Origin of the sequence: Vibrio sp. OPT41 (assembly GCF_015163595.1) — a bacterium.
GTDB classification, from domain to species: domain Bacteria; phylum Pseudomonadota; class Gammaproteobacteria; order Enterobacterales; family Vibrionaceae; genus Vibrio; species Vibrio alginolyticus.
Genome location: NZ_JADDYH010000054.1, coordinates 297,528 through 314,735, shown reverse-complemented (window position 1 = coordinate 314,735; position 17,208 = coordinate 297,528). Strand labels below are relative to the sequence as shown.

Sequence of the window (17,208 nt, the reverse complement as noted above, 5' to 3'; positions counted from 1 at the left end):
TAGAGGAACGCCGATACAAACCGCTATTTGCTGTCTGCTACGGCATAAGAACGTAGGTCACTACTTACGTGTTCTTGGCTGAATGTATATGGATTATCGTCATCAGCTAACTCGAATGCATCGTAGGTGCAGTCACCGATATCATTTCTCGGACAAATATAAACATTCGAACGTTCTATCATTTCTGTGTGGCATTTCGGGCATAGGTTTTTCATGTCACTCTCCTCTGATAACTTATTGATACATTGATAATTCCATGTTCTAGAGATCCATCTCCCTCCTTTACCTAAAACATCACTTAAACCCAACTTTGTTACACCCCAATTACTGAATCGGTGAGACAAAACCATCGGGCTTAAGAGCGACCAAACTACAGTTAATCGATTGCAAAATATTTTCAGCCGTATTACCAATGACATAGCCAGATATACCAGTTCTCGCTAAGGTTCCCATTACCAGCACGTCTACCTCAATACTCTCTACGTAATCTGGAATCTTTTCGTCGGGTTTTCCATGCAGGTGGTGAATCACAATTTCACCTGTAATCCCAGACTCCTCCAACAGCTGTTGCAGAGCTTGTTTATGATCGGCTTTTGCCTTATCGAGTTCATGTTTCAACTCAGCATCATCGACTTGAATCCAAGCGTTACCATTAAGGTAGTTTTCTAAGTAATACTCCCAGCAAGAAATCGCGTGTAAACGACTATCGCAGGTGTCGGCTATCGAACGCGATAATTCGAGTAAACGCACGGCTAATGAGTGCTGTTCATCGCTTGCCGTTAATGGGTCGATAGCCACAGCAACACGGCGTTTATCTCTTGGCTTATCAATTGGTCGGTGCAACCAAAGCGGACAAGGGCATTTTCGTAACAGAGTCATATCAATAGCTTTGAAACCCTCAGCACCTTCACCGAGCGGTTCAGCTTCTTTGATGATGAGATCTTTGTTATCAGCTAATGCTTCTTGAATAATACAGACAGCGGGCTTTTCACTGCTTTTCACAGTAAGAGGAAATGCGAGATCCTCTTCAGAGAGTCCCAGCTTCTGTCTGTATTCGTGAATACTTTGTTTGAGGGAGTCTTGCAGCGATTGCTCATAACTTTGCTGATACTGGATCATGTCTGTTGGGAAATCAGGACACGCTATTAGCCCTGAGACAGGCACTTTGTTGCTAGATGCAATCCTCATCGCTTGTTCGAGGGCGTCACTATGGCCTGGCAATCCTTGTGTTGCAAAAAGTATGTTTGCGAATCGTTTCATACACACCTCCTTGTTTGGTTAAATATTAACCACCCACAAAGTATAATACCTAACGGATAATTGTAACGGCTTGTGACGTTGATGAAATCAATTCTCATTAAGAGACGGATATTGCTTCATTTTGTTTTACGTCACACTCTCCTTTCTTCACAACTATCGCCTTCGACCTAAATAAATTCCGCTACCTAAAGTTGAGACCAAATAAAAACCCAAATTACTCAAAGTTTTTTCTCACCTTGAGTAACTTGGGTATAAGCAATAACACACTTAGTGTCCGGATTTAAATGGATGACCTAAATTTTCACGCAACTTAGTTTAAAGATGCCATCTCAATCACGAATCGATATGCAAAGTTTTACGGCTTTAGTGACCTAAAATCGCCGTAACTCAATGTTAAGGTTGTTGTTTTGTCGGTGCCAAAGCAATTTCACGAACACATACACCTTGCGGTTGCTGATAAGCAAACAGCACTGCGCGTGCGATGTCGTCTGCGGCCAACACACCGCCCATATCCACCTTCCAGGCGTCATAACCATCTTTAATATCTTGAGACGTTGTATGTGAAAGTAATTCCGTTTCCACTGCACCAGGTGCAATCGTGGTAACGCGAACATTTGATGACGCAACTTCTTCACGTACGTTTTCAGAAATAGCATGAACCGCAAATTTGGTACCGCAATAAGCAGCATGATCAGGGAATGTTTTCTTGCCCGCAATAGAGCTGATGTTAATGATCGTACCACTGTTACGTGCTTTCATCGGTGCTAGGACGGACTGCATGCCATTGAGCAAGCCAATTACGTTCACATCAAACATGCGCTTCCACTCCGATGCTTCCTGAGTATCTATCTGACCGAGAAGCATAACGCCTGCGTTATTTACAAGTGCATCTACCGGACCATACAACGCTTCAGCTTTCTCTATTGCAGCCTCGAAAGAAGCTTTGTCGGTCACATCTACCTTTTCACAAAGCGTATTTGGTAAGTTTAATGCTTCCAAACGTTCTACACGTCTTGCTAACAAAAGAAGAGCATGGCCCTGGTCACTGAAGTGACGTGCAATCGCTTCACCAATGCCTGAACTAGCGCCTGTAATAACAATTAACTTTTTCATTTTGAATCCTTAATCGAACGGTTTACATCAGTGGCGGTAAGTTTAAGAAAACTTTGTTTGTTGATATATGCCGCCCTAGTTGAAACACTGTTGTTATACTGCAACAATACTTTTTTGAATTATGAAGAAGTCATCATGCAAACACACATCAACCTTGCGGATATTCGCTCTTTCGTCCTAATCGCTCAACTAGGAAACTTCACGAAAGCAGCAGAGCAACTTGGCGTTTCTCGCTCACACGTTTCACGTCAAATAACAAATCTGGAACAACAGATTGGTGTCACTTTGCTACAAAGGACCACTCGAACACTGAACCTCACCGAAGCAGGCAAGGTTCTGTATAAACAGTGTGAAACTGCCCTTCACAATATTGATCAAGCTGTTATGGCAGTGGTTGATGATGTAGAAGACTTAAGAGGTGACATTCGTATCAACTGTGTGGGGGGCTATTTAGGAGAAGACGTTGTCGCAGATATCGTTGCTCAATTTCTAATCCAACACCCACAAGTGAGCCTTAACTTAGATTTTAGTAGCCATCGTGTCGATTTAATCGCGGATGAATTCGATATCGCTTTTCGAATGGGAAAGTTAGACGACTCCAACTTTATCGCTCGCAAACTGATCGATGTGGAAATGGGGACATACGCAAGCCCAAACTATTTAGAAACATATGGCTATCCTTCGCATCCAAAGGACTTAGAAAAACACGTTTGTTTGACAGGTAGTGTGACACGGTGGGCATTTGAGAACACGAATACAAAGCAGTCAACTGAACACCAGATACGTGGACAGTTACGATGTAAGAGCGGCAGAGTAATGATAAAAGCAGCCTTGGCGGGAAATGGCATCATCCGTGTGCCAACACTTTATTGCCAACAAGAACTCCAGACAGGCAAGCTAAAAGAAGTGTTTACCGACTGGAGCATTCCGAGTGTGGAATTTTCACTCCTTTATCATCACGACCGACATCAACCAAAACGCATCCGAGCCTTTGTTGATTTTACCACGCAATACTTTCGCAAACTGCAGAGTAAAGACAAGTAACCTGCATGTTGGTACCTGTCTATGTATGTTTTATAGGCTGAGCCTGCGAACCTGGGGTTTGTTCTAGAAAGAGTGTGAGCATTTTGACGCTTAAGGCTTGGTTTTCATAAACGTCAGAGGTGTTTGTCCAGTTTGCTTTTTGAAAAATGCAATAAAAGCACTGTCTGACGAAAACTCCAGCCAATCGGCAGCTGCGCTGACTGGCATGCCCGTTGATAACAATTCAACTGCCTTTAAAAGCCTCCACTGTTGCCGCCAATCTTGATAATTCATTCCCGTTTCCGACTTAAATAATCGTGTTACCGTCTTGGTGCTTGCCCCAACTTTGCTTGCAAGAGCAGTAAGCGAAGGAGCTAGAAATGAAGGTTCAACCAACTCTCGACGAAACGTTGTTAAGCGCCGATGCGATGGCAAAGGCAACTGAAACGAATAACGTTTCGCAGCATAAAACTCCTCCCAAAAAAGCGCCGTCGTATTTACCATCTCGCTGCTAGGCTTATCCCACTCCCAAAATGACATTTTATCAATAAGAGCTTGGAGTAAATTATTCACTTCTATCATCGTGATCTTACTCGGACAGGCAAACTCCTCACAATCAAAATACAAAGATCGGTACGCCACCACATTCGTCATTAGTGCGCGATGCGGCGTATTAGGTGGGATCCAAACCGCCTTTGTCGGTGGCAAAATACAAATCGAGTCTTCCAGAGCAAAACTCATACAACCTTGAGGTGCGTACAATAACTGCCCTTTCTTGTGCATATGCATACCTGAGTCGTGCTTGCCAATATCCGCAGCAATTCCCACTACACAAGTAGAAATTTTGTCTGCATCAAATTGTGTTTTTTCGTTAATAAGCGCCATTTTGTCCGAATGTTGATGTATTTGGTTTTTATGTTGTTATTAGATCAATCATAGCCTCATTTATACTGCCCGCCAACTTCATTAACGATGGGGAACAATATGAATACTAAGCCCTCTTTATGGCTCATGCTGGTTATGTTGATGTTTCCGCAAATTGTAGAAACTATTTATAGCCCAGCGCTGAGCTCAATCGCTCTTTCATTTGATGTAAACCACGCACAAGCAGCCCAAACATTGTCGATTTACTTCCTAGCTTTTGCCATTGGCGTTGTAGTTTGGGGAGTTCTCGCAGATAAACTGGGAAGAAGGCCCACCATGCTTATTGGGCTCTTTATCTATGGTTGCGCATCTTTACTCGCAACTCAAACCGAAAGCTTTGCTGTTGTCATGACCGCGCGAGCCCTAAGCGCATTTGGTATCGCGGTAGGATCCGTTGTCACACAGACCATGCTTCGTGACGCGTTTGACGGTCAAGAACTGAGTAAAGTCTTTAGCTTAATGGGGATGGGTATATCAATCAGCCCGGTAGTTGGCATGCTATTAGGCGGGCAGCTTACAGCGCTTGGTGGATACCGTTATGTGTTTTTTGCCTTGTTTTTAATCGCGTTAGTATTGCTCGCTTATAACGTTATTAAGCTTCCTGAAACACAGAAGGAACAGACACCAGTACGGTTGCATCAACTTAGCTGGGAAATGGTAAGAGACGCGCGAATTTGGCGCTCAGGATTATTGGTTGCTTTGTATAACATTGCTCTATTTTCTTATTACCAGCTTGGCGCATTTACTTTCTCAGCACTTGGGTATAACTCCGAACAATTTGGATACAGTGGCATGGTACTGGGGTTAGGCACTCTGCTTGGGAGTTATTTAAACAAATCCCTAGTGTCTAAAAATGTTCGAAAAAGCCAACTACTTTGGCTCTCAGCAGTATTGCTTAGTTTGGGATCAGTCGGTGTGTTGATTCTGAGCCAATCAATCTGGTTTGTTGCTCCAATGGTGTTAGTCGTCATGTCTTATGGGATTGCGATACCCAATATACTCAGTGACGCACTCGTTGATTATAAACAACAGGTAGGTAGCGCAGGCGCTTTATTTGGGCTCATGTACTACATCATGATCGGGACGGGATTAGCGATGGCTGGAACAGCACAAAACTTAGGTGTCGTTCTATTAGCATGTAGCTGTTTAGCGATTTTATTAGCGTTTTCTAAAAGGCAAGTTCATACCAACTTGTGACCAGATACTACGCATTGCTTGCCTAATCTTCCGAAGATTGGTCTACATCTTTTCTAACGGTTAACTAAAACGTAAATAAAAAGCGCCTGTCGGCGCTTTAATTATCCATAGATCTTATTGCCATGTTGGCTCACCGTACTCTTCACAACGTTGCTTGTCGTAATTTTCAATGCGCCCGCGTTTACCTACAAACTGAACCTGAACAACCATTCCAGCTTCAACATATTCACTGAAATAATCGCAAGAAACACGAAAACTAGTATCGCGTATCACAATTGGTACCCATTCATAGCCGCCGCTGCGTGGTAAGTAAGACTTGAAGGTAATGACCCCGTCATCTGAAACGTTGATTTCTTCATCATATTCATTCAACTTATAAAAACGTTGTCCATCAAACTCTGCCTTTGCTTTTTCAATTATTTCCTTCGTTGCTGTCGATTGCATCGGCGTATTTGACACCAGTTGACACCCAACAATAGATGTCAATACGGACAAAGCCAAAGCGAGTTTAGTTATTTTATTCATTTACCTAACCACTGTATAATTATTCAACACTTACCATCTAAAAAAAGGATGAGAATATACTTTATTTTTAAATAATAAAAGCAATAACTTATCTTTGATAAGCGTGTTCACTGCCAACTTTATCGTCAAAAGATTGGAAAAGTTAGTTGTAATTTTTGCGATGGAATCACAGAACATACTCTTAATTCTTTGTTTTACGTTCGTTTTTGGCTCACCTGCATCACTTCTACAGTTAAGGAAAAGCAATTATTCTAATAACGCCCAAACGGAGCTGTTGTATCATACCAAACGTCGACACATCCAGCTGACTTCAAGTCTTTAACGAAATTATCATTAATATATAATTCATTGTTCTCGTTAAAAACAAAAGCATACTTTTCTTCTATGTCTAAATCAGATAGGGTTGGAAATTGTAAAAGTTCAATTGTTTTATAATCATCAAACTGTCTATCATAATCATCAGGATGGCTACCAAAATCGAAATCACTATCCCAAGCATCTTTCCCTTCTAGCCAAAATTGATTCAACTTTTCTAAAATCTCTTCCCAAATTACAAATCGAATATTATTTTCAAAAATAATAAACAAATCAGGGTTAGAAAAAATCATACCTGGTCTTTTTTCAGGTAATAATTTACTAATATTTTCTTTATTAAACTTGATATACATGTCAACCAGCCCACGCTTCATTAAAGTGCTCTATTGGTACAAATTCAACGCCATTTGGAGTTTTTGATTCAATTTCTTTTACTATACTTTTATGAAAGAATGTGTGAAACCCCCAAGCTGAATCTCTAAAAAATAGCCTTTTTTGAAGCGGAATCGGTGAAATTTTCTGAGGATCAATAACGACTTTTTTCATTCCTGATATATTTCCTCGTTTGAACCTTTTAAAGTCACTCTGTTCATGACAGATGACATCTAGTTCATTTGCTAACTGTAACATCATGAAATCATGTTCACCTCTATCAATTAATTTGATATGTATCCAGTTAGAACCATATAACTGTTCAACTTTCAAGCTATTATATATATCCTTAGATATAGCAAATTCAGGCTCTATAATAACATCTGGTATTCTATACTGTTCGTCTGGTTTGTATTTTGCTAAAACAGGTACGGGTTTACATGGAAAGGTAAATCTTGTACTGTATGCTGCTTCTTCATATTCCTCAGGAACTGCATAAATTGGTGTAATTTGATTTTCTTTTACGAAGAAATAATCACTCATGATCCTGCCTAGTTTATTCCGAATAGTGTGCCTAGTTCCAGTAACATTAAGCCTATGAGGACACGCTTCTCTACTTTTTTTGTCGCATTCAACGTTACCACCTCCGCATCCAATTTTTGAGCCGGAGCATAGTCTTTACCAAACCTGGACAGAGTCCAATGAAAGCTGTTTAGTTTATCCACTATATCTTCCGCAGCATCATCTAAGTCCTCAGTAAACTCTTTTTTACAGTAATATTTTTTCTCAACTCTTTTTTTAATCTCGCTGATATGAAAAAAGCGCCTTTCGGCGCTTATTATACATCTCTTATCCAAACGTCTTTGACGTCTTTTTTAAGAAGGTCAATCACACTTTGGTGAATGAAAACTAAACCAAAATCTTCTTCTAGTTTAAATATTAATCGTTCTTCTAAGGGGATATTTTCTAATTTAGAAAAATCAAACTCTGTTGATTCAATGTCTAACCAGTTCAACTTACCGTATTGTTTTTCTTTGTCCGTCAATTTATAAGTTTGATGGATATAAGGCATACGATAATCTTCGTAAACTTTAATTTCATCATCAGCTGGCTGGCTTGGAGAACAATCCACGCGAGCGTCTAACCACTCTACTCCGTGTACGACCAGTTTCTCCACTTTTGACGCAATATCACTGATGATAAATAGCTTTGGAGAAAAGGTCATTTCCAAAAGCAAATCTGGCTCTACTGGCACTATTGGCTTAGGGCTTTGTTGGAATGGGAAGTTAGTTAAGCTTTGCTTTGTTAAAATAATATAGTCTTCTTTCATTATTTTTCCCTAAAACTTAGGTGCACGCGTAGATGTATTCTTCTTCATTTTCCTAACTAGAGAAAACCTTGAATCATTACTAATCAAATCATAGATTTCTGGAGCAAAAAATACTGCAGTATCAGCTCCTTCAGCCCTATACACCACCCGTTTATGGAAAGGGATATTTAATATTTTTTCTGGACTTAGAAACAATCGGTGGACGATTAGGTTCCCACTGTTTGGTGATACTTCTATAACGCTTCGTTCAAAGTCGACAACATCTTGAATGTTGTTTAAAGCTAATATGTATCGCTCAGTGATTTCTCCGTCTTTAGTCAATAAGGATGCCGGATAAAACTCAACGCCATAAGGGTCAAAACTCATTACAAGTTCTGCAAGTTCTTTCGAAACACATATGTCGCCATTATCCGATATCGGGTGGACCATGGAGGAAGTTATGTTTTTGTCCTCCCATCTTATTGGATTCTCCGAGCTCGTTGGGTGAAAATTATTTGTACTATATAGAAACTCTCGGTCATCCACACTTTGGAATGCCGATGAACTTCTCATATAGTCCTCAGAGATTACCGAAAACTCCATCTTATACCTCTTTATTGTTTGGTAATTATCTTGCTTTGCTCTCTTACACTCATAAGGCGATATTACTAGTGAAGGAATTAAAAACACATCAATAATCTTCTGTAGGAGCAAACCTTTTTACAAGCGGAATTGGCTGATTAGGATATGTTAATACGTTGGATGGAACCGAATAAGAAAATTCATCCGGAAAATCATAAAGTGGTGTTTCAACAATTTCTCTAGCAAAGTAATAATCGCTCATTTACAACTTCTGACGTTCTTATTTTATTCTTGTTCTTTAATTCAACAGGCATCAGCGGTGCTTCAATCGTAGTATTAAAGAAAAAGCGCCATGAGACGCTTTTCAATGCTGGCAGTCTAATAACGGCCATATGGAGCTGTGGTATCATACCATACATCGACACATCCAGCTGACTTCAAGTCTTTAACGAAGTTCTCACTAATATATAATTCACTATTCTCGTTAAAAACAAAAGCATATTTTTCTTCTACTTCTAAATCTGTCAGGGTTGGGAATTGTAAAAGTTCAATTGTTTTATAATCATCAAACTGTCTATCATAATCGTCGGGATTACTACCAAAATCAAAATGACTATCCCAAGTATCTTTTCCTTCTAACCAAAATTCATTTAACTTTTCTAAAATTTCTTCCCAAATTACGAATCGGATAGTATTGTCAAAAATAATAAACAAGTCAGGGTTAGAAAAAACCATACCTGGTCTTTTTTCTGGTAGAATATTGCTTAAATTTTCTTTAATAAACTTAATATACATATTACTTTAGGATTGTTATTTACATAAAAGTCATTTAAATTTAATTTCATCTATCTAAAGTCTGAATAGCCGTCTGCCGGTATAAATTCCACACCGACTAGCTTAGAATTTTTTATTTTTTCAACTAAACTTTTATGGAAAAAAACACACTTCAACCAACCAGGATCTATCACTATCTGTCTTCTATCTACTGGTATAGTCTGAATTAGTTTTTCATCTAATATAAGATTAAGAATACCACTAATCATCTCATCACCATTAGAATCCTTTCGGTACCTCTTGATCTTACTTTCAGATCTATCAATCAACTTAATCTCGTTGACAACTTGTAGCATAAGAAAATCATGTTCGCCTTTATCATGAAGTTTAATATCGACCCAATTAACCCCAAAAATGTTATTAAAATCTAATTTCGAAAATTCATTTTTCTTAATCGAGAAATTTGGCATTTCAAGTATATCTGGGATTTCATAATCATCTTGTGGAAGAAATTCGACTATCAAGGGAACAGGTGCTTTAGGGTAAGTAAAACTCGTTAAGGGCACGGAATCGATGTATTCATCTGGAAAACAATAAATTGGGGAATTGACACACTCTCTTGCAAAAAAATATTCACTCATTTTCCAACCTCAAGTTTTCTAGGTTTCATAGTCTTACCTTTTACATTCTTTATATTGTGTTTTTCTTCCGGTAGCTTGGAAGATCTACTTGGGCATGCGCTTCTTGATTTATTCTTGCTTTCTATATTACTCTCGCCTGCACAACCTATGTCACTTGCCGGAGAGTAATCATGACCAAAAGTCGAAATTGTATATAAAAAGCTATCTAAACACACTAAAACGTCTTCAGAGACGTCGTCTAAATCAGACTGAAAGTGCCTTTTATTCCCTGATTTGCAATAATAGCCTCTTCTTGCACTTTCTTTTACACCTTTAATATCTCGATTAACTGACTTTATATACTTTATATCATCCAGCCGCAACTTAGATGCTACGGGGTCAGGAACCTTTGTTACCGGAATTGATGTAAGTTCACCACTTTCAAGATCTGAACTTGTTTCCCAAAACTGTTCTTGCTCGGTCTTGAAGTCCAAACCTCCACCATGGCCAGACTTATGGACGTGTGTATTGACTTGACAAGCGATATCCGTTTTGGAAGGGAACATTACCCCATTTTTCCAGGTGTTTATATCATACTCATATGCTTCTCTGTATTTTTTCCACTCTGGAGTATCTAAGTTTTTAGTTGTTATGATGTGGTGAGCCTGAAGTCCGAACTGTCCGTCATCCCCCTTCAAACGTCCATCCGCCCATAAATGTTCATTGAAGCCCGACTTATAGTGCTTAGATTTAATTGCTTTTGCTAAAGCAGGGCCTGAACCTTTTATAAGACTATGTGTTTTTGCAGTTGAGTTTTTAGCCATGATGGTATTGACCCCTAATAAGCATCACATTTTTCTGGTTTTTTCTTACAAACGGGACAGACAAAGTCTTTTTTATCTTTGTCCTCATTTGCCTTCGCAGAACTCTTTCCTGACTGTGCAGACTCGCCAGTATTATGTTTTACTTTTGCTGGGTAAGTTTTCTCACTCTTACCTAAAATTCGAGCAAAAAGGTCATCAAACTCGCCCATCGCTTCTTTAAGCTTATCCGGTACCATCTTATCGATGATTTTTACCTCATCCGCTAATTTCAAGAAATACGTACCGAGCTCATCTGCACCCATTCTGTTTGCGTATGAAGCCAACTCAGTTGCCACTTCAATGCAAGGTTTTAGAACATCGCTAACAATCTGGCTGGTCTGTTTTGCATAATCCATCCAATCTAACGTGCGTAGGAATTTTTCTGGATCGCCTTTACCCATGCCTCTTAAAACAGCAAGCAAAGTATCTTTTGATGTTCCTTTACCGCCTTTTAACGCAGCTTTACAAGTGCCTTTGACTGCACTACCAAATGTCGGGACACAACCGATAAGCGTTAATGAAAGAGCTAGCCAGTTTTCCGACTTTTCACGTTCTTCCTCATTCAACAACGTCATAATGTTCGCTGATAAATCGCGGACATCTGCTGCTTGATCGACAACAGGGATCATGGTCAGGGCCGTATTGGCAATGATCTGTTCTACGGAGGCATCATCGTTAAAGTCACCAAGAATAACGCCCCAAACCCAGCTTGCAGCACCAGACATTCTCTTCCACGCATTCTCCCAGAAACCGACTTCTCCACGCTTAGCTTCTTCAATAATTAGCTGCGCGTTCGCACTTGGATTAAAGTTTGGATTGGTCTTGGTTGGGACATTTGGCATAAAATCGCGGCTGTCCTCGCCGTACTCTATAGCAAACTCCCCCGGAGCAACGCCACCAACCGATGCTTTACCGTTGTTGTCTAGTGTTCCTTCAAACACCGCGCCAGATTGATCTGTGAGAGTGTATGTTGCGCCTTGAACGGGTTCACCGTCTGAGTAAGAGAGGTACAAATCAACCGTATACGTCCCTTCCTGATCTTCCGTAACAGAAACCGATGGGTTTTGTGCACCGCCCAAGCACATGGTGTTGGCTTTGTTCATAGTCATTTGATCGGACAGACGACATACGCCCTTGCCCTCAAATTTAACCGTTGGTGAAGCTGAAATGAATTTTGCTTCGGCTTCTATCGTGCCTGAGGCAACGCCTTTTCTGTCACCGCCCGCATCGCCGGTACTTTTTGAGAACGTACTGCCCTTGATAGCGACACTGTTACCGCCATCCATAGAGACCGTCGTAGTCCCACCAGCAAGGTCTGCTGATTTAGCATTGTTGCCATAAGGGATAGGAACGACTGGCTTGCCGACCTTCGTTAAACAAACATCTGGGAGCGTTGCATTTACTTGATCTACAGATTAAATCTTGTGTTGAATGAAAAAAGCGCCTTTCGGCGCTTTCTATACATCTCTTATCCAAACGTCTTTGACGTCTTTTTTAAGAAGGTCAATCACACTCTGGTGATTCAATGTCTAGCCAGTTTAACTTGCCGTATTGTTTTTCTTTATCCGTCAATTTATAAGTTTGATGGATGTAAGGCATACGATAATCTTCGTAAACTTTAATTTCATCATCAGATGGCTGACTTGGAGAACAATCCAAGCGAGCGTCTAACCACTCTACTCCGTGTACGACCAGTTTCTCTACTTCTGATGCAATATCACTGATGATAAATAACTTCGGAGAAAAGGTCATTTCCAAAAGCAAATCGAGCTCTACTGGCACAATTGGCTTAGAGCTTTGCTGGAATGGGAAGTCAGTCAAAGATTGTTTAGATAAAACTGCGTAGTTAGTCATTATTATAATTACCTACTTACACTAGACTCGGGGCGTCTCTTCGGATGTATCAAATGAAAAGGCAACGATACTAGTATTTATTTTACCCTCCTCATCTAATCGGACAAGCGCTTCAAACAACTCGATTGAGAAGAACGTTTTTGTCATTCCGACAGGTTTAAAAACGTGCCTCTTGCTATCCGAAAGTTCCTTGATCTTTTCATCAGATAAGTAAAAACGAGTAGTTACGTCAGTTACTTTTATGCTTTTATCATAATCAACAACATCTACTAAGTTTTCTACTGCTATGATGTAGCGCTCAGTTAACACTCCGTCTCCGGAACAGGTTAATTTTGCGGGATAAACTTCAACGCCGTATGGGTCGAAACTCATAATTAGTTCAGCAATAGGCTTAGTGACATTAAAAGCACCACCTCTGATTAAATCTAATGCTTCAATTTCATAGATATCATCATCTTTCCACACAATCTCACTTTTACAAGAAGTGGGAGTGAAATCATTATCATCATAGAAAGATGACCGACTATCAACGGCAGTAAATAATGATTCACCCTCGTTAAAGTCCTCATTTATGTATACTATTTCCATCTCAAACCTATAACTTACACCAGTGCTTTTTTAGAACGAACGGCCTTTAATCGCGACACGGTTACCACCATCCATAGAGATAGTCTTAGTGCCACCAGAAAGGCCTGTTGATTTAACATTGTTACCATAAGGGATAAGAACGTTCGGCTTGCCGACCTTTGTTAAACAAACATCTCGGAGCGTTCCATTCGCTTGAACTACTGATTTAAATATGGTGCCAAATGAAAAAACGCCTTTCGGCGCTTATCATTATACATCCCTTACCCAAACGTCCTTGACGTCTTTTTTAAGAAGGTCAATCACGCTCTGGTGAATGAAAACTAAGCCAAAGTCTTCTTCTAGCTTAAATATTAATCGTTCTTCTAAAGGAATATTTTCTATTTTAGAGAAATCAAACTCCGTTGACTCGATGTCTAACCAGTTCAACTTGCCGTATTGTTTTTCTTTATCCGTCAATTTATAAGTTTGATGGATGTAAGGCATACGATAATCTTCGTAAACTTTAATTTCATCATCAGATGGCTGGCTTGGAGAACAATCCACTCGAGCGTCTAACCACTCTACTCCGTGTACGACCAGTTTCTCCACTTTTGACGCAATATCACTGATGATAAATAGCTTTGGAGAAAAGGTCATTTCCAAAAGTAAATCGGGCTCTACTGGCACTATTGGTTTAGGGCTTTGCTGGAATGGAAAGTTAACTAGGTCTTGTTTAGTTAGTAAATGATATTGTTCTTTCATAATTAAAATACAGGTGCCTCTTCATCAAAATCAAATGGCTCTTGCACGAGACCTACTGCGCCATTTTTCTCTGCGATTTCCCAAACATTATCAACCAATTCAGTAGAAAAGAAAATCGTGTCATCTGAGCCTTGCACTCTAAATATATGCTTCTTATGTGATTCAATAGCATTGTACTTCGACTCAGATATATATAGCTCAGAGACTACTACTTTAGGAGGTAGTCCTATGTGGGATTTATCTTCCATAAACACAAAACTGTCTTCCTCGTTAATAACATCGATAGTATTATTAACCGACATGATAAAAAAGTCCGTTAGTTGCCTACAAGTGGAATGCAGTTCGGCAGGTAGGAATATCACACCATAAGGATCCCACGCCATAATAGCTTCCATTACCAGTCTAGAAACTAATCGATCACCTTTATCGATTATATCAGGGACATCTTCAAGATCATGGTCACCAGCAGTCCAGATTATTGCGTCTAAAGCTGAAACTGGTAAATATTTGTCAATGGAATATAAAAATTCTCTTCCATCAATTGGTTTTGCAAAAATATCATTACCTAATAAGTTTTCACTAAACGTAGCTAGTTTTTCACCACCCATATACTTACAATTCCTTAACGTTCTTTAACCTATTCCGACTTCTATCAAAGATCATATTTTTTACTACTTCTTTTGGTTCAACTTGTTTATAAAAATTTTCATACACCATATTGTGTTTGACTGAAGTACTGTACTCTTTATTATTTTTTTGATACGTGATGTTGGACTTAACCAAGCCTTCGCTTTCTCTTGTATGCGAATCCTTTTCTGCTATGTCCCGCCGTTTATTGAAAAACTTGAAGCCTCCGGGCGTAAAGTGAGCGTCTCTACTACTACATACACCACATCCTATGTTTCCTTTCTTAAACCTAACTCCATCACCTTTTAGCAGCAGTTTAAAGTTCGAAATATAACCAAGTATTTTTTTCGATATGTCATCAATCTCATCGACATAGATTAAGTAATCAGTGTCGCAATTCAATTTGTTCAATGTCAATGCTAACTTTATCGCAACTACTTTATGGTAACCAATTGTAGAATCGATAGACTTTTTAAGCCCTTTGTCTTTTATCTTTGATGACTCTTTAAGCATCTTCGCTTTAGTGCCATAAAAAGAGTTCGAAATGCTTGAATCAGTATGGCCAGAAGAATGTTGAGGAGTCTCGTAATAACAACAAATTTCTTCATCTGATGATAGTAAAACTAGATTGGTTCCATGATTCATCGACCAACCTTTTCGTTGCATTTGTAATGTTCTAAAGGTTGCTAGATTATTAACAACCATATCACTGATTATATGGTGTGCATCGAGAGTGCCTGACTTAAGGTTCAGAGGGTGGGACATTCTAATATCGGCACTGGCTAACTTATAAGAGTCAGTTTGGCGAAATACATCACCTTCAAACTCTTTCACCGTATTGCTAGGGTTCGCTTCTTGTATTTTCACTATTTGTTCTTCCCTTTTGTTCTTAGAGCATCGGCGCACTCTCCCTCTTTTTTGCCAGCAACTCTTTTACAAATCTTACACCTAACAGGCTTTTTATCTTTTTCTTCATTTGCCTTTGCAGAGTTCTTTCCTGACTGAGCAGACTCGCCGGTATTATGTTTTACTTTTGCTGGGTATGTTTTTTCACCCTTACCTAAGATGCGAGCAAAAAGCTTATCAAACTCGCCCATCGCTTCTTTAAGTTTGTCCGGCACCATCTTATCGATGATTTTTACCTCATCCGCTAACTTTAAGAAATACGCACCGAGCTCATCTGCGCCCATTCTGTTTGCGTATGAAGCCAACTCGGTTGCCACTTCAATACAAGGTTTTAGAACATCGGTAACAATCTGGCTGGTTTGTTTCGCGTAATCCACCCAATCTAACGTGCGCAAAAATTTTTCTGGATCGCCTTTACCCATGCCTCTTAAAACGGCCAGCAAAGTATCTTTTGATGTTCCTTTACCGCCTTTTAACGCAACTTTACAAGTGCCTTTGACTGCACTACCAAATGTCGGGACACAACCGATAAGCGTTAATGAAAGAGCTAGCCAGTTTTCCGACTTTTCACGTTCTTCCTCATTCAACAACGTCATAATGTTCGCTGATAAATCGCGGACATCTGCTGCTTGATCGACAACAGGGATCATGGTCAGGGCCGTATTGGCAATAATCTGTTCTACGGAGGCATCATCGTTAAAGTCACCAAGAATGACGCCCCAAACCCAGCTTGCAGCACCAGACATTCTCTTCCACGCATTCTCCCAGAAACCGACTTCTCCACGCTTAGCTTCTTCAATAATTAGCTGCGCGTTTGCACTTGGATCAAAGTTCGGGTTAGTCTTGGTTGGAACATTTGGCATAAAATCGCGACTGTCCTCACCATACTCTATGGCAAACTCACCCGGAGCAACACCACCAACCGATGCTTTACCGTTGTTGTCTAATGTTCCTTCAAATACGGCGCCAGATTGATCTGTGAGAGTGTAAGTTGCGCCTTGAACGGGTTCGCCGTCTGAGTAAGAGAGGTACAAATCAACCGTGTACGTCCCTTCCTGATCTTCCGTAACAGAAACCGATGGGTTTTGTGCGCCACCCAAACACATAGTGTTGGCTTTGTTCATGGTCATTTGATCGGACAGGCGACATACGCCCTTACCTTCAAATTTAACCGTTGGTGAGGCTGAAATGAATTTTGCTTCAGCTTCTATCGTGCCAGAGGAAACGCCTTTTCTGTCACCGCCCGCATCGCCGGTACTTTTTGAGAACGTACTGCCCTTGATAGCGACACTGTTACCGCCATCCATAGAGACTGTCGTAGTCCCACCAGCAAGGTCTGCTGATTTAGCATTGTTGCCATAAGGGATAGGGACGACTGGCTTGCCGACCTTAGTTAAACAAACATCTGGGAGCGTTGCATTCGCTTCACCACCTGAGCCTTTATGAACTATCGAAAGTCCATTCGCACCAACTGTTACGCCCATAACCAATCCATTTGAATTTTATTGATTGAATGATAAAAGAGATCGCAAACTGCAACCTCTCTAAATGACTAGTGAATTTCACTAAAAGACCAGTGATATTCACAATAAGCCCTAAAACTGGCAGAAGATCT

General features: G+C 40.1%; 20 protein-coding genes and 3 pseudogenes. 2 read left to right on the top strand and 21 right to left on the bottom strand.

Translation table 11 applies throughout. The features are described from left to right. Positions 1–23: 23 nt before the first annotated feature. From IQP38_RS20170 to IQP38_RS20160, 3 genes are all read right to left on the bottom strand, one after another. The gene (locus IQP38_RS20170; RefSeq protein WP_171345606.1) at positions 24–215 is read right to left on the bottom strand and encodes a hypothetical protein; all 192 of its coding nucleotides are present in this window, start codon (positions 213–215) and stop codon (positions 24–26) included. Positions 216–324: 109 nt separating this feature from the next. Continuing rightward, positions 325–1,260 carry a universal stress protein gene (locus IQP38_RS20165; protein ID WP_193837950.1) on the bottom strand — a complete coding sequence of 312 codons (936 nt, stop codon included), beginning with the start codon at positions 1,258–1,260 and terminating at the stop codon, positions 325–327. Positions 1,261–1,653: 393 nt separating this feature from the next. Next, on the bottom strand, positions 1,654–2,373 hold the full coding sequence (locus tag IQP38_RS20160; protein WP_053307575.1) for an SDR family oxidoreductase: 720 nt from the start codon (positions 2,371–2,373) through the stop codon (positions 1,654–1,656). Between the two features lie 135 nt (positions 2,374–2,508). On the opposite strand from IQP38_RS20160, the gene IQP38_RS20155 reads away from it, so the two are divergent. Beyond that, the gene (locus IQP38_RS20155) at positions 2,509–3,417 is read left to right on the top strand and encodes a LysR family transcriptional regulator (protein ID WP_193837949.1); all 909 of its coding nucleotides are present in this window, start codon (positions 2,509–2,511) and stop codon (positions 3,415–3,417) included. Positions 3,418–3,507: 90 nt separating this feature from the next. Here the strand turns inward: IQP38_RS20155 and IQP38_RS20150 are convergent, their stop codons facing one another. After that, positions 3,508–4,281, bottom strand: coding sequence for an AraC family transcriptional regulator (locus tag IQP38_RS20150; protein WP_132937156.1), 774 nt, complete (start codon positions 4,279–4,281; stop codon positions 3,508–3,510). Positions 4,282–4,380: 99 nt separating this feature from the next. On the opposite strand from IQP38_RS20150, the gene IQP38_RS20145 reads away from it, so the two are divergent. After that, positions 4,381–5,517 carry a multidrug effflux MFS transporter gene (locus IQP38_RS20145; protein ID WP_193837948.1) on the top strand — a complete coding sequence of 379 codons (1,137 nt, stop codon included), beginning with the start codon at positions 4,381–4,383 and terminating at the stop codon, positions 5,515–5,517. A gap of 114 nt (positions 5,518–5,631) precedes the next feature. Here the strand turns inward: IQP38_RS20145 and IQP38_RS20140 are convergent, their stop codons facing one another. From IQP38_RS20140 to IQP38_RS20065, 17 genes and pseudogenes are all read right to left on the bottom strand, one after another. After that, positions 5,632–6,042, bottom strand: coding sequence for a hypothetical protein (locus tag IQP38_RS20140; RefSeq protein WP_104980545.1), 411 nt, complete (start codon positions 6,040–6,042; stop codon positions 5,632–5,634). A gap of 251 nt (positions 6,043–6,293) precedes the next feature. Then, the gene (locus IQP38_RS20135) at positions 6,294–6,731 is read right to left on the bottom strand and encodes a hypothetical protein (protein WP_228010135.1); all 438 of its coding nucleotides are present in this window, start codon (positions 6,729–6,731) and stop codon (positions 6,294–6,296) included. After that, entirely contained in the window at positions 6,712–7,272 is a 561-nt protein-coding gene (locus IQP38_RS20130; RefSeq protein WP_158173439.1) for a hypothetical protein, read from the bottom strand. Before IQP38_RS20130 ends, IQP38_RS20135 begins: the two co-directional genes overlap by 20 nt. A gap of 295 nt (positions 7,273–7,567) precedes the next feature. Continuing rightward, positions 7,568–8,059 carry a hypothetical protein gene (locus tag IQP38_RS20125; protein WP_193837947.1) on the bottom strand — a complete coding sequence of 164 codons (492 nt, stop codon included), beginning with the start codon at positions 8,057–8,059 and terminating at the stop codon, positions 7,568–7,570. A gap of 9 nt (positions 8,060–8,068) precedes the next feature. Then, on the bottom strand, positions 8,069–8,641 hold the full coding sequence (locus IQP38_RS20120) for a hypothetical protein (RefSeq protein ID WP_103412072.1): 573 nt from the start codon (positions 8,639–8,641) through the stop codon (positions 8,069–8,071). A gap of 88 nt (positions 8,642–8,729) precedes the next feature. Then, a complete protein-coding gene (locus IQP38_RS20115; protein ID WP_157632379.1) occupies positions 8,730–8,882 on the bottom strand; it encodes a hypothetical protein in 153 nt (50 codons plus the stop codon). A gap of 116 nt (positions 8,883–8,998) precedes the next feature. Continuing rightward, the gene (locus tag IQP38_RS20110) at positions 8,999–9,415 is read right to left on the bottom strand and encodes a hypothetical protein (protein ID WP_158173438.1); all 417 of its coding nucleotides are present in this window, start codon (positions 9,413–9,415) and stop codon (positions 8,999–9,001) included. Between the two features lie 50 nt (positions 9,416–9,465). Further along, positions 9,466–10,035: a hypothetical protein gene (locus tag IQP38_RS20105; protein ID WP_053304698.1), complete on the bottom strand. Its 570-nt coding sequence runs from the start codon at positions 10,033–10,035 to the stop codon at positions 9,466–9,468. Next, positions 10,032–10,838 (bottom strand): AHH domain-containing protein, encoded by an 807-nt coding sequence (locus IQP38_RS20100; protein ID WP_017633750.1) that lies wholly within the window; start codon positions 10,836–10,838, stop codon positions 10,032–10,034. Before IQP38_RS20100 ends, IQP38_RS20105 begins: the two co-directional genes overlap by 4 nt. A 14-nt stretch (positions 10,839–10,852) precedes the next feature. Beyond that, a pseudogene (locus IQP38_RS20095) lies at positions 10,853–12,283 on the bottom strand (PAAR-like domain-containing protein); the annotation flags it as partial. 51 nt (positions 12,284–12,334) lie between these two features. Next, a pseudogene (locus IQP38_RS20090) lies at positions 12,335–12,734 on the bottom strand (hypothetical protein). An 18-nt stretch (positions 12,735–12,752) separates the two neighbouring features. Further along, a complete protein-coding gene (locus IQP38_RS20085; protein WP_158173437.1) occupies positions 12,753–13,319 on the bottom strand; it encodes an imm11 family protein in 567 nt (188 codons plus the stop codon). A 33-nt stretch (positions 13,320–13,352) separates the two neighbouring features. Beyond that, a pseudogene (locus IQP38_RS26985) lies at positions 13,353–13,532 on the bottom strand (hypothetical protein); the annotation flags it as partial. A gap of 36 nt (positions 13,533–13,568) precedes the next feature. Further along, the gene (locus tag IQP38_RS20080; protein ID WP_158173436.1) at positions 13,569–14,060 is read right to left on the bottom strand and encodes a hypothetical protein; all 492 of its coding nucleotides are present in this window, start codon (positions 14,058–14,060) and stop codon (positions 13,569–13,571) included. A gap of 2 nt (positions 14,061–14,062) precedes the next feature. Further along, complete coding sequence (locus tag IQP38_RS20075) at positions 14,063–14,668, bottom strand: imm11 family protein (RefSeq protein ID WP_029826410.1); 606 nt, start codon at positions 14,666–14,668, stop codon at positions 14,063–14,065. A 4-nt stretch (positions 14,669–14,672) separates the two neighbouring features. Further along, positions 14,673–15,554, bottom strand: a complete 882-nt coding sequence (locus IQP38_RS20070; protein ID WP_158173435.1) for an AHH domain-containing protein — start codon at positions 15,552–15,554, stop codon at positions 14,673–14,675. Next, positions 15,554–17,077 (bottom strand): PAAR-like domain-containing protein, encoded by a 1,524-nt coding sequence (locus IQP38_RS20065; RefSeq protein ID WP_193837946.1) that lies wholly within the window; start codon positions 17,075–17,077, stop codon positions 15,554–15,556. The genes IQP38_RS20070 and IQP38_RS20065 overlap by 1 nt, the downstream gene beginning before the upstream one ends. Between the last annotated feature and the right edge of the window lie 131 nt (positions 17,078–17,208).